Source organism: Keratinibaculum paraultunense (assembly GCF_016767175.1).
Taxonomy (GTDB): domain Bacteria; phylum Bacillota; class Clostridia; order Tissierellales; family Tepidimicrobiaceae; genus Keratinibaculum; species Keratinibaculum paraultunense.
Genome location: NZ_CP068564.1, coordinates 617041 through 638817, shown reverse-complemented (window position 1 = coordinate 638817; position 21777 = coordinate 617041). Strand labels below are relative to the sequence as shown.

Annotated in this window: 18 protein-coding genes; 7 read left to right on the top strand and 11 right to left on the bottom strand. The window is 30.4% G+C overall.

What is annotated here, in order from left to right:
* Positions 1-18: 18 nt before the first annotated feature.
* From acpP to JL105_RS02950, 5 genes are read right to left on the bottom strand one after another with little or no spacing between them, the layout of a single operon-like run.
* Positions 19-255, bottom strand: a complete 237-nt coding sequence (gene acpP, locus JL105_RS02970) for an acyl carrier protein (RefSeq protein WP_132026524.1) — start codon at positions 253-255, stop codon at positions 19-21.
* Between the two features lie 23 nt (positions 256-278).
* Entirely contained in the window at positions 279-1016 is a 738-nt protein-coding gene (fabG, locus tag JL105_RS02965) for a 3-oxoacyl-[acyl-carrier-protein] reductase (protein ID WP_132026522.1), read from the bottom strand.
* 9 nt (positions 1017-1025) lie between these two features.
* Positions 1026-1979: an ACP S-malonyltransferase gene (fabD, locus tag JL105_RS02960; RefSeq protein WP_132026520.1), complete on the bottom strand. Its 954-nt coding sequence runs from the start codon at positions 1977-1979 to the stop codon at positions 1026-1028.
* Between the two features lies 1 nt (position 1980).
* Positions 1981-2931: an enoyl-[acyl-carrier-protein] reductase FabK gene (gene fabK, locus JL105_RS02955; RefSeq protein ID WP_132026518.1), complete on the bottom strand. Its 951-nt coding sequence runs from the start codon at positions 2929-2931 to the stop codon at positions 1981-1983.
* Positions 2932-2945: 14 nt separating this feature from the next.
* Complete coding sequence (locus tag JL105_RS02950; protein ID WP_237722296.1) at positions 2946-3941, bottom strand: beta-ketoacyl-ACP synthase III; 996 nt, start codon at positions 3939-3941, stop codon at positions 2946-2948.
* Positions 3942-4314: 373 nt separating this feature from the next.
* Here JL105_RS02950 and fabZ point away from each other — a divergent pair, with 373 nt between their 5' ends.
* Both fabZ and JL105_RS02940 read left to right on the top strand, forming a co-directional pair.
* Positions 4315-4749 (top strand): 3-hydroxyacyl-ACP dehydratase FabZ, encoded by a 435-nt coding sequence (gene fabZ / locus JL105_RS02945; protein ID WP_132026513.1) that lies wholly within the window; start codon positions 4315-4317, stop codon positions 4747-4749.
* 34 nt (positions 4750-4783) lie between these two features.
* On the top strand, positions 4784-5761 hold the full coding sequence (locus tag JL105_RS02940; RefSeq protein ID WP_132026511.1) for a diaminopimelate dehydrogenase: 978 nt from the start codon (positions 4784-4786) through the stop codon (positions 5759-5761).
* A gap of 88 nt (positions 5762-5849) precedes the next feature.
* Here JL105_RS02940 and JL105_RS02935 read toward each other — a convergent pair whose 3' ends face one another.
* Positions 5850-6230, bottom strand: a complete 381-nt coding sequence (locus tag JL105_RS02935; RefSeq protein ID WP_158279981.1) for a flavin reductase family protein — start codon at positions 6228-6230, stop codon at positions 5850-5852.
* A gap of 229 nt (positions 6231-6459) precedes the next feature.
* Entirely contained in the window at positions 6460-7980 is a 1521-nt protein-coding gene (locus tag JL105_RS02930) for a YfcC family protein (RefSeq protein WP_132026507.1), read from the bottom strand.
* Positions 7981-8358: 378 nt separating this feature from the next.
* Here JL105_RS02930 and mnmA point away from each other — a divergent pair, with 378 nt between their 5' ends.
* Positions 8359-9489 (top strand): tRNA 2-thiouridine(34) synthase MnmA, encoded by a 1131-nt coding sequence (gene mnmA / locus JL105_RS02925; RefSeq protein WP_202690598.1) that lies wholly within the window; start codon positions 8359-8361, stop codon positions 9487-9489.
* Between the two features lie 58 nt (positions 9490-9547).
* On the opposite strand, the gene JL105_RS02920 is transcribed toward mnmA, so the two are convergent.
* Entirely contained in the window at positions 9548-10294 is a 747-nt protein-coding gene (locus JL105_RS02920; protein ID WP_237722295.1) for an SIR2 family NAD-dependent protein deacylase, read from the bottom strand.
* Positions 10295-10586: 292 nt separating this feature from the next.
* Here JL105_RS02920 and JL105_RS02915 point away from each other — a divergent pair, with 292 nt between their 5' ends.
* Entirely contained in the window at positions 10587-11939 is a 1353-nt protein-coding gene (locus JL105_RS02915) for an alanine/glycine:cation symporter family protein (protein WP_132026503.1), read from the top strand.
* A gap of 84 nt (positions 11940-12023) precedes the next feature.
* Here JL105_RS02915 and JL105_RS02910 read toward each other — a convergent pair whose 3' ends face one another.
* On the bottom strand, positions 12024-12917 hold the full coding sequence (locus JL105_RS02910) for a peptidylprolyl isomerase (RefSeq protein ID WP_132026501.1): 894 nt from the start codon (positions 12915-12917) through the stop codon (positions 12024-12026).
* A gap of 209 nt (positions 12918-13126) precedes the next feature.
* Between JL105_RS02910 and JL105_RS02905 the strand changes: the two genes are divergently transcribed.
* The 3 genes from JL105_RS02905 (at position 13127) to JL105_RS02895 (ending at position 17871) form a co-directional block, all read left to right on the top strand.
* On the top strand, positions 13127-14488 hold the full coding sequence (locus JL105_RS02905) for a sigma-54 interaction domain-containing protein (RefSeq protein WP_132026499.1): 1362 nt from the start codon (positions 13127-13129) through the stop codon (positions 14486-14488).
* 321 nt (positions 14489-14809) lie between these two features.
* Positions 14810-16180 (top strand): alanine/glycine:cation symporter family protein, encoded by a 1371-nt coding sequence (locus tag JL105_RS02900; RefSeq protein ID WP_132026497.1) that lies wholly within the window; start codon positions 14810-14812, stop codon positions 16178-16180.
* Between the two features lie 44 nt (positions 16181-16224).
* Positions 16225-17871, top strand: a complete 1647-nt coding sequence (locus JL105_RS02895) for a M20/M25/M40 family metallo-hydrolase (protein WP_132026495.1) — start codon at positions 16225-16227, stop codon at positions 17869-17871.
* A gap of 39 nt (positions 17872-17910) precedes the next feature.
* On the opposite strand, the gene JL105_RS02890 is transcribed toward JL105_RS02895, so the two are convergent.
* On the bottom strand, positions 17911-18630 hold the full coding sequence (locus tag JL105_RS02890; protein ID WP_132026493.1) for a M48 family metallopeptidase: 720 nt from the start codon (positions 18628-18630) through the stop codon (positions 17911-17913).
* 10 nt (positions 18631-18640) lie between these two features.
* Entirely contained in the window at positions 18641-21769 is a 3129-nt protein-coding gene (locus JL105_RS02885; protein WP_132026491.1) for a type I restriction endonuclease subunit R, read from the bottom strand.
* Positions 21770-21777: the final 8 nt, after the last annotated feature.

The window sequence follows — 21777 nt, the reverse complement described above, 5'->3', positions numbered from 1 at the left end:
TATTCCCTCCAAATAAAATTAAGCAATTTTAGATTCTACATATGTTACTATATCTTTTATATTTTTAAACTTTTCAGCATCTTCATCTGGAATCTCTATTTCAAATTCATCTTCAATATCCATCATAACTTCTACTGCATCTAAAGAGTCTGCTTCCAAATCATTTATTAGAGACGTTTCTGGTTTTATAGTTTCTACTTCTTCTATCTCCAAATGATCAGCAATAATCTCTCTAACTTTTTCAAATACATTCATCAGTAACTCCTCCTTTTATTTTTTTATATTAGCATTCCACCATCTACTTGAATTACCTGACCGGTGATGTAATCAGCTTTTTCACTGCATAGAAAAACTACTAAATTTGCTACATCTTCTGGTTTTCCTGCTCTATTTAATGGTATAGATTTTATCATTTCATCCTTTATTTTATCTTCTAGTTCTTGTGTCATATCTGTTTCTATAAAGCCAGGGGCTACTGCATTTACATTTATCCCTCTGCTTCCTAATTCTTTAGCTATGGATCTTGTAAATCCAATAACACCTGCCTTTGAAGCACTATAATTTGCTTGACCTACATTACCAGATATACCTACTACAGATGCAATATTTACTATTTTCCCATATTTTTTCTTCATCATTCCTCTTACTACTGCTTTAGTACATAAAAATACTCCTTTTAAATTAGTATCCATAACTTGATCCCAATCTTCTGTTTTCATCCTAATAAGTAAATTATCCCTTGTAATTCCTGCATTGTTTACTAATACATCTATGTTTCCCATTTCTTTTTTTATTAATTTTATCATATTATTTACTTCTTCTTCTTTGGATACATCAGCCTTTATAGCTAGTGCATTTACATTATTCTTCTCTATCTCATGTATCACCTCCTGTGCTTTTTTATCATTATTTATATAGCTTATAGCTATATTATATCCTTCTTCTGAAAGTTTTAGGGCAATAGCCCGTCCTATACCTCTTGTTCCACCTGTAATTAATGCTACCTTATTTCCCATTATATTAAATTACCCCTCTCTACTTAAAAATTCACAAGCCTCTTTAAAATCATCTATATTACTTATATTTAAAGTATTTACTTGTACTCCTCTTGCTTTAGCAGTTCTCTTTACAAATCCTGTTAAGCTCTTTCCTGGACCTACTTCAACAAATGTATCCACTCCATTGTCAATCATTGTATTTACAGAATCACACCATAATACAGAATTACTTACTTGGCGTATAAGGCGAGGAGGAACTTCTTCTTTATCCTTTATTGGTTTTGCATCCACATTTGCTACAACTACCTTATTCAAATCATTTATTTTAACCTTTTTTAACTCCTCTTTCAATCTTTCTCCTGCAGGCTGTAATAAACTACAATGGAATGGAGCACTCACTGGTAAAAAAACTATCTTTTTGGCTCCCAGTTTTTTCGCTTCTTCTGCTGCTAATTTTAATACATCTCTCTCTCCCGATATAACTATTTGACCAGGACAATTATAATTGGCTATTTCCACTACACCAAAATCCTTTACTTTATTTATAGCTTCCTCTACTTTGTCCTTTTCAAGTCCTAATACAGCTGCCATACCACCTTTTCCTAAAGGAACAGCTTCCTGCATTAACTTCCCTCTTTTTTGTACTAAAGGAAGAGCTTCTTCAAGTTCAAGAGCATTAGCACTAACAAGGGCAGTATATTCACCTAAGCTCAAACCTGCAGCATACTCAAAATCCACACCTTCCTGCTGAAGTGCCTTATATATAGCAATGCTAGTAGCAAGAATTGCTGGTTGCGTATTTTCAGTCTTTACAAGTTCTTCATCAGGTCCTTCAAAACATAATTTACTTATATATTTACCTAAACTTTCATCTGCTATATCAAATACTTCTCTAGCAACAGAAAAGTTATCATAAAAGTCCTTTCCCATACCAACAAACTGAGCACCTTGACCTGGAAAAATGAAAGCTGTCTTTCCCATATTATTCACCCCTTTTTAATTTATTTAATCTGTCTAAATTTTCTTCTGCCTCTTCTATTATATTACTTATTATTTCTTCACATGTCTTAATATCCTTTATTAATCCAGAAATTTGTCCTGCCATTACTGAACCATTGTCCATGTCCCCTTCCATTACAGCTAATCTTAATCTTCCTGCTCCTAACTTTTCTAATTCCTCGAAGGGAACTCCTTTCTTTTCCAATTCTAAATATTCCCGTGTAAATTTATTCTTCAATACTCTTACAGGATAACCAGTACTTCTACCTGTAACTATTGCTTCCCTATCCTTAGCTTTTATTATTCTTTCTTTATAATTTTTATGAGCTATACATTCAGTAGAACAAACAAATCTAGTACCCATTTGAACTCCTTCTGCTCCCAAGGATAAAGCAGCTAAAAATCCTCTACCATCAGCAATACCTCCTGCTGCAATAACTGGAATATCCACTGCATCAACAACCTGAGGAACTATAGCCATAGTGGTTAATTCTCCAATATGTCCACCTGCTTCTGTTCCTTCCACAATTAAAGCATCAGCGCCTTCCCTTTCAAGTCTTCTAGCTAAAGCCACTGTAGGCACTACAGGTATAACTTTTATCCCAGCTTGTTTAAATCTTTCCATATATTTTCCTGGATTTCCTGCACCCGTAGTTACAACGGGTACTCTTTCTTCACATACTAAATCTATAATATCCTCTGCAAAGGGAGACATAAGCATTATATTAACTCCAAAAGGTTTATCTGTATTTTTGCGTATATTTTCTATTTCCTTTTTTACTATTTCTTTTGGTGCATTCCCTGCAGCTATAACTCCTAACCCTCCTGCATTGGATACTCCTTGAGCTAATTCATGAGTAGCAGCCCAAGCCATTCCGCCTTGTAAAATTGGATATTTAATATTTAATACTTCACATACTCTAGTATAAAACATACATGATACCTCCATCACTTTGCCCATTTTAATATTACTGATGCCCAAGTTAATCCTGCTCCAAATGCTACCATAAGTATATTATCACCTTTCTTTATAAGTCCTTCTCTATAAGCTTCATCTAAAGCTACAGGTATAGAAGCAGAGGACATATTTCCATAGCGATCTAAATTTACATACACTCTATCCTTTGGTACCTTTAATCTTTTGGCTGCAGAATTGATTATCCTAATATTAGCTTGATGAGGAATTAAAAAATCTATATCCCCTAGTTCCATATTTACTTCTTTTAAAGCCTCAACAGATGCCTTCTCCATAGCTCTTACAGCAAATTTAAAAACTTCCCTTCCATCCATGTGTATATAATGAAGTCTATTATTTACTGTTTCAATAGAAGCTGGCATCCTAGAACCACCTGCCGGTTGAGTTAAAAAATGTCCATTTTTACCATCTGCTCCTAATTTATAAGATAGTATTCCTAGACCTTCTTCACATCTTTCCAACACACAGGCTCCAGCACCATCACCAAACAATACACAAGTAGTTCTGTCTTTCCAGTCCATTATCTTTGATAAAACTTCGGATCCAATTACTAATACTTTTTCATAAGCTCCTGTTTTTATAAAATTTATTCCTGTAGCCAATCCATATAAAAATCCTGAACAACCTACAGACATATCGAAAGCTGCAGCATTTATAGCTCCTAAATTTTTTTGTACAATACAAGCTGTAGATGGGAATGCCATATCCGGTGTAACTGTAGCTACTATTATCAAATCTATATCCTTTGGATCTACTTTGGCATCCTTTAAAGCTTTCTCTGCTGCCTCTGTACATAAATCAGATGTAGCTATATCGTCTTCTACTATTCTTCTTTCCCTAATACCAGTTCTAGTTCTTATCCATTCATCTGAGGTATCTACTATTTTACTTAGATCATCATTTGTAATAACTTTATCTGGCACAGCACTTCCTATTCCAGTAATTCCTACATATGTTGCATAGTTCAATTTAGCACCTCCTATTACAATAATATTGTCGACATACATGTCGACAATATTATTATATCATCTTTCATATTAAAAAAAAAGTAATATTTCTTAAAGTTGAATTTTCCCACTAAATACAAAAAAATAACTCCTTAATTTATATGAGCTATTTATACGTATATTATTATATATGAAAACAAATAAAAAGTCATTAATTTTTTATTTGTTTTGAGTAAAATTTAGGAAAAATTTACTAGATATCAAACCTTAATCATAAAATAAGTTGGATCTGATATATAAAAATTATATAATGTACTTTATAAAAAATCTCATCTTCTATAATTAATAAATGGTATGATATAATGTAGCTATAATAAAATTTGGAGGTGTTTATATGTCAAATAAATTAAATATAAATGAAATAAAAAAGATTATTCCCCATAGATCTCCTTTTTTATTGGTTGATAAAGCTGAAATATTAACTCCTGGGAAAAAAGGTATTGGGTATAAAAATGTAACTATTGGTGAACCTTTTTTTACAGGTCATTTTCCTGAAGAACCTATTATGCCAGGAGTATTAATAGTTGAAGCTTTAGCACAAGTAGGAGCTATTATTCTATTAAGCGAAGAAAAATTCCAAGGGAAAACCCCTTATTTTGCTGGATTAAATAAAGTAAGATTTAAAAGAAAAGTAATACCAGGAGATACTTTAAATATGGAAGTAGAGATTACACGATTAAGAGGAAGTATTGGGATAGGACAAGGAAAAGCTTTTGTAGATGATGAACTTGCCTGTGAAGGAGAATTTTTATTTGCTATAGGCGATTAACACTTATAAATTAATTTAAAACAGAGGTGAAAACATGTATAGTAAAATACGAGTAGGAATAGTTGGATATGGCAATCTAGGTAAAGGAGTAGAATTAGCGTTAAATAATAATCCAGATTTTGAATTAATAGGGATATTTACTAGAAGAAATATAGACGATATTGATTCTAATTCAAATATTATATCTTTTAATAAGGTGTTAGATTATAAGGATAAAATAGATGTAATGTTTCTATGTGGTGGCTCTGCAAAAGATTTGCCAGAACAATGTCCAAAACTTGCAGAACATTTCAATACTATAGATAGTTATGATAATCACAAAAATATCCCAAATTACTTCAATATGATAGATAATATTGCGAAAAAATCAAATAAAGTTAGCTTAATATCTGTAGGATGGGATCCAGGGCTTTTTTCATTAAATCGACTATTAGCTCAAACAATATTTCCTAATGGGCAATGCTACACTTTCTGGGGAAAAGGCGTAAGCCAAGGGCACTCTGATGCTATAAGAAGAATTAAAGGGGTTAAAAATGCAGTACAATATACTATTCCTTCTGAAAAAACAATAGAAGAAATAAAAGCAGGTAAGAATCCTTCTTTGAAAAAAGAAGATATGCATAAAAGGGTTTGTTATGTTGTACCTTATGATTTTGAAGATAAAGATAGAATTGAAAAAGAAATTAAATCTATGCCCAATTACTTTCAAGGATTTGATACTACTGTACATTTTATTACTGAAGAAGACTTAATAAAAAATCATTCTAAAATGCCCCACGGTGGTCGAGTTATAGGTACTGGTACTACTAATAAAAAACATAAACATGTAATGGAATTTAGTCTTTCATTGGAAGATAATCCAGAATTTACTGCATCTGTTGTAGTTGCTTTTGCTAGAGCCATTTATAGATTAGCATTAGATGGAAAAAAAGGTGCTTTTACTGTATTTGATATTCCCCTTGGATATCTTTCTCCAAAAACAGGAGAAGAGCTCAGAAAAGAATTGTTATAAAATCAGAAGGGAAATTATACCCTTTATTACCTTTATGTACTAAAAGCACTTCACAAGTATTTCACCTGTGAAGTGCTTTTTATCATAATTATAAAATCTTTTGCTGACCACTTACATAATATTTATTTCCTCCTAAATGATGAATCAACTTAGCTTTTTCATTCCAAGATGAATCAACAAATAGCTCTTCATCTACTGAAGAAGCTATAACTTCACCACATTTCCCAACTTGATTTAATAGATTAGCCCCTGGAATATTTAAAACAAATTCTCTACTCTTGTTTATCAATTCAGTGGTAAAATGTGAAGCTGCAACTGCAATACCTAATAACAAAGGCTTTGAAGATACAGGAGTATGCCAAGCTAAAGTCATAACATTTTCCCTATCTTCATCAGCACTAGTTACTAAAAGAACACATCCTGTATTTATCAAACGATGTGCATCATTAATTGGTACTTCCTTTTTCATAGGCATCCCTCCATTTTATTATTATAAATCATCTATAACAATATTTCATATTTTCATCTACTTAATTAAAAGAATATCAAAATATGTACCGATTGTCAAATTATTAACACTCTTGGATGAATTTAAGATTTTTGCCAGTAAGAATTATTCAAGTAGTAGTGAACTTTCACACCAAATTGTTGTCCATCTATGTACACTAAATTAAAAGGGAACCGATCGGTTCCCTTTTTTATATAATAATAGTATGAACTACAAGCATTAATGCTGCAAATACTCCTATGATTCCCATCAATGGTAATATAAACTTCAACCACTTGTCATAGGTTACATCTACCATCTCCAAAGTTGCTAATATAAGCCCTGTTGGAGTAATAAATGCCATCCATCCTTGACCCCAATTATAAGCTGTTACTACTACTGCTCTAGATAATCCTACTGTATCAGCCAAAGGAGCCATTATAGGCATAGATAATGTTGCCAGCCCTGATGATGAAGGTACAAAAAACCCTAAAATACTAAACAATATCATTTGAACTACTGAAAATACTCCTGCATTCATATTCTTAATAATAGATGATGTGTAATATAAAAGGGTGTCTGAAATCATCCCTTTATCCATCACTATATTAATAGCTCTAGCCACTCCAATTATAAGTACTACTCCTATTAAATCTGCTGCTCCTTCTAAAAAGGTATTTACTGCTTCCTTTTCTGAAAACCCTGATAGGAACATAATTATAATGGCTACTGCCAAAAACAATCCTGACATTTCTGGGAACCACCATTTTCCAGTAGATACTCCCCAAATCATAATTGGAAAAGCAGATAAAAATACTAATAATATCAACATTCTTCTCCAATTAAAAGGTATTACATTTTCTGGATTATAATCCTTTAAAAACTTTTCTTCTATCCTATCCATATCTTCATAAATTATAGAATTTCTAGGATCTTCCTTCACCTTCTTAGCATATCGGTAAATATATATAAGAGTTATTGCCATAGCTAGTACCAATGAAACTACACGAAATACTAATCCTTCCTTAAAAGATATTCCAGCAGCATTAGATGCTATTGCTACAGAAAAAGGATTTACTGTAGAAAACATTGTACCTATAGAAGAACCCATATAAATTGCAGCAATACAAACTATAGCATCATATCCACTGGCTATAAATATAGGCATAAGTATAGGGTATAAAGCTATAGTTTCTTCTGCTAAACCAAATGTAGTACCTCCTAAAGCTATTAAAATTGATACAAATGCTACCAATAAAAATTCTTTCCCTTTAGTCTTTCTAGATAAAGCTGCAATGCCTGCATCAAAGGTACCAGTCTTGTTGATCAACCCAATAATTCCTCCTAGTATAAGCACAAACACCATTATATCAACGGTATCCATTACTCCTTCTACAGGAGCCATTATAACAGATAACAATCCTTGAGGAGATTGTTCTATAGGTTTATAAGTATCTGGTATTGCAATAGGTTTTTTAATACTTCCACCTGTAAATTTTGTTACATCTAATTTTATATTTAGATTATCTAGAGTCTCTTGTGTTGCTGGAAAAGTAGTCAACTCTCCTTTGTGATCTTCTACTACAAATAAATTTTGTTCACCATCATACCACAGCTTTGAATATAATCCAGCGGGAACTATGTAAGTCAATAAAGCCGCTAGTATTAATATTATAAATAATACTGTAAAAGCTGTGGGAAATTCCATCTTTTTCTTCTTATTTTGGCTCATATAAAAACCTCCTCATATTTTTGTTATTAAATTCCCTTGTGTATTATAAAGCATTTTTAATTTTAGTTCAACTATTATATTTCTAGAGTTTCTCCAAAATTTAAATAATAAATAATCAAATTCAGGAATACCATAAATTCTTTAACGCTTTTTCTATTTGAGAAAGTATTGCAATAAAACCAATAGTTAATAATAAGTTCATTGTTCTAATGCTATTTACAACCTAACTCTGATATTTTTAAATTATATTATCATCAATAAATAATTGTATTCATTTTCAGCTTCCTTAAAAAAAGGAAAACTCTAGACTAGTATATAAGTAACATTTTATGATAATATATTAATGAACGTATTTTAATTTTTAAAATGAAAGGGAAGATGTTTATGAAAAAAAGAGTTATATTAGGTATGAGCGGAGGCGTAGATTCATCAGTTGCTGCCTTATTACTTAAAGAAGCAGGATATGAAGTTATAGGAATTTTTATGAAAAACTGGGAAGAAAAAGATGAATATGGAGTATGTACAGCTACAGAAGATGCTAATGACGCTAGAAGGGTTGCAAGTCAATTGAACATCCCCTTTTATACTATAAATTTTGAAAAAGAATATTGGGATAGGGTATTTAGTTATTTCTTAGATGAATATAAAAAAGGTAGAACTCCAAATCCCGATGTAATGTGTAACCAAGAAATAAAGTTTAATGCTTTCTTAGATTATGCATTAAAACTAGATGCAGATTATATAGCAATGGGACATTATGCTAGAGTAAAAGAAATAGATGGAAAATATTATCTTTTGAGAGGAATTGATAAAAATAAGGATCAAAGCTATTTTTTATCCAGAATAGATCAAAAAGCCCTCTCTAAAACCTTGTTTCCTATAGGTCATTTAACTAAGAAAGAAGTTAGAAAAATAGCAGAAGAACACAATCTATATACTGCACACAAAAAGGATTCTACTGGTATATGCTTCATTGGTGAAAGGGACGATTTTGATAAGTTTTTAGATGAATATCTATTAACTAAGGAAGGAGATATTGTAAATGTAGATGGAGGCAAAATAGGCAGACATACTGGTCTTATTCACTATACTTTAGGACAAAGAAGAGGTATAGGCATAGGTGGAATAGGAACAGGAGAACCTTGGTTTGTAGCAGGAAAAGATTTAAAAAATAATATACTATATGTGGCTCAAGGAGAAAACCATCCTGCTCTGTACTCTATCTCATTAATTGGAGAACCTCCCAAATGGATAATAGGAAATGCCCCTGATATGCCTTTAAAATGTACAGCTAAATTTAGATATAGACAGAAAGATATCCCAGTAACTGTTAATATATTAGATAATGGAGAACTTTATATAAAATACGACTATCCAGTTAAGGCTGTAACTCCTGGGCAAGTGGCAGTATTATATCAAGATGAAATATGCCTTGGAGGCAGTATAATTAAATCTATAGAACCATTAGATGAAAAATACAAATTTATAAATCCCACATGGGCATATTAAAAACTTAAATAGTATAAAAACCATAGTTAGTAATGCATTACCAACTATGGTTTTTTATTTATTCTACATATTTCTCTAACTCCTTTAATATTTCTCCAGCTTTTCCTATGAGTTTAATATCAAATTCATAGTTTGCATTTATATCTTCATTATTTATAAGTACTATTTTCCCCTTCGCATACATGGGAAGAAAATTAACTGGATATACCTCTAAACTAGTACCTATAATAATCAATAGCTGAGACTTCTTAATATCCTCTTCAGCTTTAATCCAAACATCTATAGGCAAAGCTTCTCCAAATAATACCACATTAGGTCTTAAGGCTTTTTTACCACAAAAACTACAATTTTCTCCTGCTAAAAAATCCTCCAATTTCACTTCCTTATTACAGTGGTTACATCTTATAGTTCTAATATTCCCATGAAGTTCATATACATTATTGCTCCCTGCTTTTTGGTGTAAGCCAGATACATTTTGGGTTGCTATACTATGAATTAATCCCTTCTTTTCTAAATCAGCTAATACATAATGCCCCTTATGAGGCTCTACTCCTTCCAAAGTTTTAATCCGCATAGAATAAAATTCATGAAATAATGGATAATTGCTCTCAAAGGTATGAATACTAGCAACTTGTATTGGATCTATATTTTCCCACCATCCATCCTTTCCCCTAAAATCTGGTATATTACTTTCCGTATCCATTCCTGCTCCTGTAAGTACTACAGTATACTCAGACTCTTTAATCATTTTAGCAAGGTTTTTTACTCCTTTATTAATAGAATCTTCTTTGAATATTTTATCCACCAAAACCACCTTTCCAATTTATTCCTTTATAATACTATACCTTTTTATATAATAAATACCCATAAACAAAACTTTAAATCTATTTAGTTATATAGCTTTATTCTATATCCTTTAAAAAGATTCTTACTTATTTAGATAAAACAGAAGCAAAAACATTTTTGTAGTTTTTTGAAATTTTTCGAAGTTTGCAATATATACTTTGACTGTTAATAAATTCACTAACGCAAAGCATTATAAATTTTTTAGTATTACAAATAATAATTTAACAAATACTATTTAGGAGGTAGCACAAATGGATAACAATGCAGCGTTAAATTTAGTTAAAAGCATTAATGAAGTTTTATGGGGACCAATATTACTTATAGCTCTATTAGGTACAGGAGTTTTATTCACAATAAAACTTAAAGGCATACAAATAACAAAATTAGGAACTGCTATAAAACAAATGTTCGTTAAGCCTAAAAAAGAAACAAAAGAAATAGGTTTGTCATCTTTACAATCCTTATCTACTGCAATAGCTGCTCAAGTTGGAACTGGGAATTTAGCTGGTGTTGCAACTGCAATGGTTTCTGGAGGTCCTGGTGCTATATTTTGGATGTGGATAAGTGCTTTTTTTGGAATGGCAACTATATTTGCTGAAGCTGTATTAGCACAATTATTTAGAAAAACTGACAATGGCGAATTAGTTGGTGGACCAGCATATTATATTAGATATGGTCTTAAAAATAAGTTTTTAGCAGGCTTTTTTTCTGTAGCCATAATTCTTGCTCTAGGATTTATGGGTAATATGGTTCAAGCAAACTCAATAGCACTAGCTATAAATAATGCATTTAATATACCAAATTTAATAATAGGTGTAATAGTTGCAATATTAGCTTTTATAATATTTTCTGGAGGTATAGAACGTATAGGTTCTTTTACAGAAAAAATTGTACCTTTAATGGCAGTATTGTATATACTTGGATCTTTAATTATAATTTTCCTTAATCATGAAAATATTATACCTGCATTTAAAACGATAATATATGGAGCCTTTAATCCAAAAGCAATTGCCGGTGGAGTTATGGGTGTTACAGTTAAAGAATCCATTAGATATGGAGTGGCTAGAGGATTGTTTTCTAATGAAGCAGGTATGGGTTCTACACCTCATGCTCATGCCGTTGCAAAAGTTGATAATCCAGTTCAACAAGGTTTAGTTGCTATAATAGGAGTTATTGTGGACACAGGAATAGTATGTACCCTTACTGCATTAGTTATATTAACCACTGGAGTATTAGGTACAGGATTAACTGGAGCTGAACTTACCCAAAAAGCTTTTGAAATAGGTTTTAGCAATTTAGGAAATATAGGTAATTACTTCGTAGCCATATCATTATTCTTCTTTGCTTTTTCTACCATAATAGGATGGTATTATTTTGGAGAAGCCAATATAAAATATCTATTTGGTAAAGATGCAGTTAAATATTATAGGATGATAGTACCTATTATGCTAATTTTAGGAACAACTTTAGAAGTGGAACTCGTATGGGAATTGGCAGATACCTTCAATGCACTTATGGTAATTCCAAACTTAATTGCTTTAGTCGGGCTTTCTAATTTAGTAGTCAAGGCTGTAGATGATTTTGATAATAAGTATAAACTTTAGAATCCAAGCAAATATAAAATTGGCATTAAAAAATGTAATATATAAAAAATAAAAAAAGTTGATAACAAAAGTTATCAACTTTTTTTATTTTTCTTCAGCAAGATAATTTTTTACTTTGTATTCTGCTAATTTTTCTTGATACCATTTTTCATATTCAGCAGGAATCTTTTCCTCTAATAAAATTTCCTTTATTTTATCTTTGTTTTCTTCATATTTAGCTTCTTTTGCCTCTTTTTTGTCCAATACCTCGATTACATGGTATCCATAAGTAGTTTTTACAGGTTCGCTAATCTCATTTGCTTTTAGAGAAAAAGCTACATCTTCAAATTCTTTTACCATTTTTCCTTTTCCAAAAAATCCTAAATCTCCACCTGAATCTTTATTAGATTCATCTTTTGAATATTCTTTTGCAAGTTTAGCAAAATCTTCTCCTGCTTTTAACTTCTTTATAACTTCTTTAGCTTCATCTTCTGTTTCAACTAATATATGACGAGCTTTCACTTGTTCTTCTTGATCAAATGCTTCCTTATTATTCTTAAAATAATCTTTCATCTCTTCTTCTGTTATGGAAATATTAGGTCCTAAAAGCTTTTTAATCTTTATATTCATAGCCATGCCCTTTTTCAAATCATCCATAGTAAATCCATAATAAGCCATAGCTTGATTCAATCCTTCTTCTCCTCCAAAATTTTCCTTCATGGTTTCAACTTTTTCTTCTATTTCCTCATCTTTAACATCAATCTTATTTTTTTTAGCTTCTAAATCAATAATCTTTTCAGATATCAATGTGCCAAGTACCTGTTCTCCATTTTGTTCCACCAAAGCTTCATATAGCTCGTCTTTAGTTATAACCTCATCATTTACCTTAGCTACAATTTCTGCATTTTTTTCACATCCAGTTACACTTATAACCAATACCAATAATATCGCTAATATACCATATTTAAAGGTATTGGAACTTGTAAATCTTTTCATCATTCTTAAAATCCCCCAATCATTTACTTTGATTTAATTAAGACTACATTATATTATAACACAATTATATAATGATTAAAAATAAAAATTAAATAAAATATAAATAGAAAATAAATTATGCTATGACAGAAATTTTTATATGATATATAATATAAATAATAAAACTTATGTTTTAAGTACTTAATAAAATATCAAGGAGTGATATATATATAATGCTTAAAAAATCCCTTGAAAATCTCCCGAAATTATTTAATTATGCAGATTTTTTCGTAGTAACTGATAAAGATGGATATATAGAATTTTATAAAATATTTAGAAGCGCAGGAACTAAAATAGTAGAAAATCCAGTAGGTCTTCATATATTAGAATTGCATCAACATTTAAATGAAGAAACCTCTACGGTAATGAGAGTACTAAAAAGCGGAGAACCAATAATAAATGAAAAACAGCATTTAAATTTATTTAAAGAAAGAACTGTAACTGTATTAACCACTACTCTACCTTTAATGGCGGGAAATGAGGTAATTGGTGCTATAGATATTAATAAATATTATGATTTGGATTTAAGAAAATTTGATGAACAAAGGATCAAAGATAGCTTCAATTACAGTAATTCTTCCTTTACCATAGATGATATACTAACCAATAATCCTACCATGATTAAGGTAAAAAACAAAACATTAAAAGCTGCTAAAACCAACTCCCCTGTTATGATTTATGGGGAAACAGGCACTGGAAAAGATTTAATAGCACAAGCTATACACAACCACAGTTTTCGAAAACACAATCCTTTTATAATACAAAACTGCTCTGCTATTCCTTTAACCTTAGGTGAAAGTATATTCTTTGGAACAACCAAAGGAAGTTTCACTGGAGCAGAAAATAAAATGGGACTATTTGAAATGGCAGACGGTGGTACTTTAGTATTAGATGAATTAAATTCTATGGATATAAATCTTCAATCTAAATTATTAAGAGCTACAGAAAGCAATATTATTAGAAGAATAGGTGGCTCTAACTTAGTAAATGTTGATGTGAGGATAATCTCCACATTAAATGAAGATCCTCATTTTGTTATAGAACAAAATAAATTAAGGCAAGACTTATTTTATAGATTAGGTGTAGTATTAATAAGTGTTCCCCCTCTAAGAGAAAGAAAAGAAGACATACCTTTATTAGTAGATAGTTTCATTCAAGAATACAATTCAAAAATGGATAAAAATATAAAAGGTGTAAGCAAACAAGTTATGGATTTGTTTATGGAATATAATTGGCCTGGGAATGTAAGGGAATTAAAACATGTTATTGAATCTGCCTTTAATTTTACAGAAAATAATATAATAGATGAAAAAGAAATACCTTATTATGTAAAAAATCAAATGAAAACTGAAGAAAATAGCAGCAATATTAACAGTGAATTTTGTTTAAACACTGCCCTTAGAGATTTTGAAATAAACTATATAAAATTAGCCCTTGAAAGTAGTAACACTTTAAATGAAGCAGCAAAATTACTCAAAATATCAAGACAAACTTTAAAGTATAAAATTGATACCTATGGCATAAAATTTAAATAATAATAGTTTACCATCTAAAGACAAATGCAAAAATTTTTTTGCATTTGTCTTTATTTTTTGTAAATTAAATAAATAATAGTAGAAATTTTAATTTTAAAAAATAAAATAAAAACTATCCTTATTTGCGCAATAGCTTGTGCAATACAGCTTGAAATATTTTTTATCTCAGTAACAATATAATTGGCATAATTATTGCTATATTTAAAATATATAGAAAATATTATGCTGATATTTAAAATAATAAACGGAGGTGGTAAATATTTAGTGATATATTGATTTTATATTTTTTATAATTTAAATTTAAAAATTAGGAGGGTTTTTATGGAAAACTTCATAAACGCTGTTATCAACTTCTCAAATTGGCTCTGGGGAATACCTATGTTAGTTATTTTAGTTGGTGGAAGTATTTTTTTAACCATTAAATTAGGTTTTTTCCAATTTAAGTATTTTCCATTTATAATGAAAGAAACTTTTGGCAAAATGTTTAAAAAATCCGAAGGAGAAGGTACTGTTACTCCTTTCCAAGCAGCAACAGCAGCTTTAGCCTCCACTATTGGAGCTGCTAATATAGTAGGAGTACCTGTAGCTATTGCTTATGGTGGTCCAGGGGCTGTATTTTGGATGTGGATTGTAGCTTTAATTGCTAGTGCAGCTAAGTTTTCAGAAATAACATTAGGTATAAAATATAGAGAATTAAACGAAGAAGGCGAACATGTAGGAGGTCCTATGTACTTTCTAAGTAAAGGAATAAAATCCAGTTTAGGTAAAGTTTTAGGTATAATTTTCTCTTTCTTCTTAATGCTTGAAATAATTCCATCTATTGCAACTCAATCAGCTTCTGCAGCTCAAACTGCCGCAACTATTAATATTCCTAGTTGGATAACAGGTTGTGCCCTTGTGATTCTTGTTGGACTAGTAGTATTTGGTGGTATAAAAAAAATTGCTAATTTTACTGAAAAGTTAGTTCCTTTTATGGCACTATTGTATATAATAGGTGGTTTAATAATTATAATAGTAAATATTACAGAATTACCTAAGGCTCTTGGTTTAATATTTAAACATGCATTTACACCTTTCGCTGCAGTAGGCGGTATTGCTGGTGCTGGTGTAGCACAAGCAATTAGGTGGGGAACAGCAAGAGGAGTCTATTCCAACGAAGCTGGTATGGGTACTGCACCAATCGCTCATTCTGCTGCAATTACCGACCATCCCGCACGTCAAGCTATGTGGGGTATATTCGAAATAGTTGTAGATACATTGATAGTTTGTACTATAACTGCATTGGTTGTATTAGTCTCTGGAGTATATAAAACAGTTCCTATAGATCAAGCAGCTAGTATGCCTGCTGTAGCTTTCCAACAGTTATTAGGAAACACCTTAGGTGGAGGAATTGCAACTATTAGCATGCTACTATTTGTACTATCAACTATTATCGTAATCGCTTATTATGGAAAAACTCAAGCAGAATTCCTATTTGGTGCTAAATTTTCCAATGTTATGGTTATTATATATTTGCTTTCTATAATATTAGGGGTTTATGGTGGAATTGAATTTTTATATAATTTCTTAGATATATTATTAGCCACCATAATAATTCCAAATATGATAGGTTTATTAATATTATCTGATGAAGTCAAGGATTTAAAAGATGAATTTTTCAAAAATCCAAAATATTATAATCCATCAAAATAAGGTATACTTGTTAAATTAGTTATATTTCTTAGGAGGTTATAAAAATGAGCAAAAACTTAAGCAAAAAAATAGAAACTCTTACACTAGAATTAGCAGAAACTCCCAGTATAGTGGGAACAAAATATGAAAATGATGTGGTAAAAAAAATATATGAAAAATTTTTAGATATGGAGTATTTTAAAAAATATCCTGAAAATGTAAAATATGTACCTATAAAAAATGATCCTTTAGGAAGAAAAAGTGTAATGGCTATGGTAAAAGGTGAAAAAGGAAATAGCAAAAAAACAGTAATATTGATAGGTCATACTGACACAGTAGGAATTTCCGATTATGGTACTTTGAAAAACTATGCAACTAAACCTTTAGAATTAGTAGAAAAATTAAAAGAAATATCCATACCAGAGGAAGCTCTAAGGGATTTAGAATCGGGAAAATATCTATTTGGTAGAGGAATATTTGATATGAAATGTGGAGTAGCCACATTGATGACTATAGTAGAAGCTATTTCAGATGATGTAAAAATTTTTGAAGGAAACATTGTATTTGCTGCTGTATGTGATGAAGAAGGTAATTCAGGAGGTATGCTTTCTGTTGTGCCCGAATTGATTAATCTAGAAAAAACAGAAGGATTTGAATATCTAGCAGTAATCGATACAGATTATAGTGCTCCCAGATATGATGGAGATAATACTAGGTATATATATGTAGGAACTGTTGGAAAACTAATGCCCAGCTTTTATATTGTAGGTTCTGAAGCTCATGGTGGAGATCCATTTAAAGGATTAGATCCAAATCATATATCTTCAGCTATTGTAGAGGAGATGGATTTTAACACTAAATACTGTGATGAAGCTGAGGGAGAAGTTACAGTTCCTCCTATATCTTTAAGACAGCAAGATTTAAAACCAGAATATTCAGTACAAACTGCAAAAACAAGCTATCTATATTTTAATTTTGGTACCCATAGCAGTACTCCAGACCAAATGATGGATAAGGTAATAGATGGAGCTAATTTAGCATTTAAGAAAGTTATAGATAGTTTAAATGTTGAATACAAAAAGTACTGTGACTTTAATGGATTCCCCTATGAAAAATTACCTTGGGAACCAAGGGTTATGTCCTATGAACAGTTATATGAAAAAGTAAAAGAAGAAAAAGGCGAAGAAGTTGATAAAGTAATAAAACAATTAGAAGAGGATTTATTGAATGATCCTAATATAGATGAAAGAGTATTTGCTCTTAAAATGGTGGAAACTCTACACAATATGTGGTCAGACAAAAATCCAGTAGTAATAGCATATTATTCACCGCCATATTATCCACACATATATGTAAAGGGCGAATCCCCATTGGAGAAAAAACTACTCAATGTAGTAAATGAAGTTATAGAAGAAACTGAAACGGATTATGATATTAAGATGAAAAAATTCTATCCTTATATATCAGATTTAAGCTATGCTGCAGCTCCTAGGGAAGAAAATGCTATAGGTTCATTAAAAAACAATATGCCTGGATTTGAAACTAAATATAATTTGCCTATTGAAGAGATGCAAAAATTAAATCTACCAGTAGTAAATATAGGTCCCTTTGGGAAGGATGCCCATAAATTTACAGAAAGACTGGAAAAAGATTATTCTTTCAATGTAGCACCAAAACTAGTATATGAAACTATAGTTAAATTATTAAAATAGAAACAAATAAAGCTGCCATGATTAATTTCAATGGCAGCTTTATAAGTCCTTAATTACTTCTTCATCTAATATTTCCTTACGCCTTTTCCAATCAGGCATTAGTAAGGTCAAAAATGTATAAAATTTTTTATCATGGTTTCTATATTTAAAATGTATAAGTTCATGAAGTACTACATAATCTATGCAATATTTAGGGGCTTTTATTAACTCTAAATTTAAAAGTATTGTTTTATCTTTATTATGACATGAACCCCACCTAGCTTTCATGTCTCTAATTTTAAGCTTGGGTTTAGGTATATCATAGTTGTAAACTAATTTATACATATTGTCTAGAGATTCATTAAAATGTATATAAGCTTTTTCATTCAGCCAATCATTATATAGTTTTTCTTTTCTTTGAATATCACTTTTATCCTTTACATACATATATATAAAACCTCTAAAATATTTTACCGTCTCTTCTTTTGATTCCCTAACCTTTAACCGATATTGCCTTCCTAAGTATTTGAAAGATTCACCACTTACATACTCTTTGTCACTTTTTACCGATTGAAACTTTTCAAAATAGTTGATACTTTTGATTATCCATGAACCCTTTTGTTTTACAAAATCATTTATAACTTCTAAAGGCACATCTTTACTTGCTGATACTTTAACACTCGTATCTGGTCTAACATTTAAATTTATATTTTTAACATTTTTTCTTTCTAATTCAAATTTAATTTTATTATCACCATAATTAATTATATGTTTTGTCATTTAATCACCCTTAGTACCTTTTTAATGCTACATCTTTTATTTTATTTATTATTTTATCAAATTGCTCAACGCCCAAACTTATATTATGAGTCATCTTAAAATCAAATAATAACTCATCTATTTCCTGTTCTATTTTCTTATGAACTTCCACATTATTATGCCAATCTACTTTAATATTATTTCTTACAATATCTTCAATTTTAAGGGAAAGCTCTGCTATTAATTCTTCACTAATATCTTCTATATTATCCTCTACATTATAATCTTCATCAGACTCTTTAATTACATCAATAGTTGCTCCATAAAAAGCTTGAGCATCAGGTTTATCTTTAATAATCTCAGGATATTCAATAGGAGAATAGCCTTCTTGATAATCTCTTTTTAGATCATTCATTCTTTCAAAGTATTCTTTTTCACTAATCCGCTTTTCCTTATAAGCTTTTAAAACCTCTTCTATTCTTTCTGAAAACTTCTTATAATATAATGGATTTTCATCCCATTTTATATTTATACTTTTAGTCATCCTAGTCCTTATTGCATCAGCCTTTGCTCCAGGTGAACCTAATCTATTAAGTTCTTTTTCAAATCCTTTTTTATCAAGAATATCTACTGGATTGGTAATCTGTATTATTTCTTCAGCAGCAATATAATTATCTACAAGTTTTTGCATTTTAGCCTCATATTCCTTATGATCTATAGTGTCCGAATACCTAATTCTCACATTTTTTCTTAGCTCTTGACAAAATTTAAAATCTCTTTTATATTTATTTATCTCATGTTGGCTTAATGCGTTATACACTTCTTCAGATTCTAATGCTATTTTTAAATGTCTTCCAAATTTACTAAAAGTTTCATAAAATTCCTCTCTTAGCTTATCATTCTCCAACAACACTTCATATTCTTCCATGGCACCCTTGTTTTTAACTGGAATAAATATATTTACCAAATCGGTATGATATTGTCTCAACAAACCTATAATACTTTTTATATCATATAAAGCTCCTTTTAAATCCTTAGGATCAAAATTCTCTAATCCTGCACCCGAGTACATCTCCATAGCTTCATCTAATTTGTCAATAAGACCTCTATAATCTATAATAATTCCATAATCTTTCCCTTCATAAAGTCTATTTACTCTTGCTATGGCTTGTAATAATGTATGTTCTTTCATGGATTTATCTATATACATAACTGTAGCCCTTGGAGCATCAAAACCAGTCAATAATTTATCCACTACAATTAATAAATCTAAATCATCTCCATTGACAAATTCATCTTTAATAATTTCTTCATAATTTTCCTCATTACCATATTTATCCATCATCTTATCCCAAAATCTCTTTACTAAATCTTTAGATTCTTCATCTACTGTATCATGACCTTCTCTTTGATCTGGTGGAGATATTATAACAGCTGCATTCAAATCTCCCCATTCTTCAAAGTATTTTAAATACCTTATGGCTTCCACCCTACTATTGGTTGCAAGCATTGCTTTAAACCCTGAACCTTTAGTCTTGTAATTTTTTACAAAATGTTCATTTATATCAAAAGCTATTAGTCCAATTCTCTGGTCTGAAGATGCTATTTTTTCAAATTGGCTCCATTTCGTCATAACCTCTTCTTTTTGTTTATCATTTAAATCCCTTGTTATCATTTCCAATCTATTATCTATAGCCTTTCTATTCACTGTTTGATCTACCATTCGTCCTTCATACAAAAGTGGAACTATAGTTTTATCTCTAACTGCATCAGATATGGTATAAGTATGGATAAGTTCACCAAATTTAATCATAGTATTTTTCCGTTCGTCTTTCATAAGAGGAGTGCCTGTAAAAGCTAGATAACAAGCATTGGGAAATACCTGTTTCATCTTGATATGAAGCTCTCCGTATTGAGTTCTATGAGATTCATCTACTAAAACGAATATATCCTTTGACAATATGGGATTTTGCTTACTAGATGCAATATCAAATTTATGGACTAATGTAGTAACTATATCAGCTTTGTTGTCATTAATTAGTTCAACAAGATGTTTTCCCGATGTAGCCCTATTAGCTTTTAATCTAGTATGATTAAAAGTTTGGTAGATTTGTTTATCAAGATTCACCCTATCGGTAACTACAATAACCTTTGGATCATAATCTTTTAGTTCTGATAAAACATATTTAGAAAACATAACCATAGTTAAAGATTTACCACTTCCTTGAGTGTGCCAAATCACTCCTGATTTTCTATTCCCATTTTCATCTCTTTTTTCTATAGTTTTTGTAATCTCCTTTACTGCAAAAAATTGCTGATATCTAGCTATCTTTTTTACATTTTTATCAAACAAAATAAAATATCTAGTAATTTCAAGTAATCTCTCTGGATGGAATAAAGATATTATATTTTTATCCTGATTTGTAGGCAGCCTATTAAATACAGTTCTACTCAAATAATATTGAAGCCAATCTTCGTACTCTTCCTTCCATACAGACCAAAACTTTCTTGGAGTAAAACATGTAGCATACTTAGTTTCATTTTTATTAGTTACCATTAGTATTTGACTATATTTAAATAGATGGGGAGCGTAGTCTTTTTTTTGATTTCTTATCATCTGTTGTATACCTTGTCTTATATCAATAGACGCTCTCTTGCATTCTATAACTCCAAAAGGTATCCCATTTACAAATAGTACTATATCTGGTCTAATATTGCCCTTGCCATCTTCTCTTTCCACTGTAAATTCTTCAACTACGTGAAATACATTATTATATACATTATTCCAATCAATATATCTTAAAGAAAAAGATTTCCTAGAACCATCGGGAAGATTTTCTTCATAGCTTCTTCCAAGCATTAAAGTATCATATATCTTTTCATTAGTCCTAACCAATCCATCAGTTAAAGGCTCATCTAAATCTTTAATAGCTTGATTAATATTCTTTTCGCTAAATTTATAGATTTTCCCTTTGTATTCATATTGATTAAGCTCTATTAATTTTTTCTTTAATATATCCGTTAGAAGTACATTGTATAGACTTCCCCTCATCTTTTCTGCATCTTCTGGAGGAATGTATATATATCCTAAATTTTTTAATACTTCTATTGCAGGTTTTTGACTTATATTTTCTTCATCATATAAATATCCTTTAGTCACAATTACAC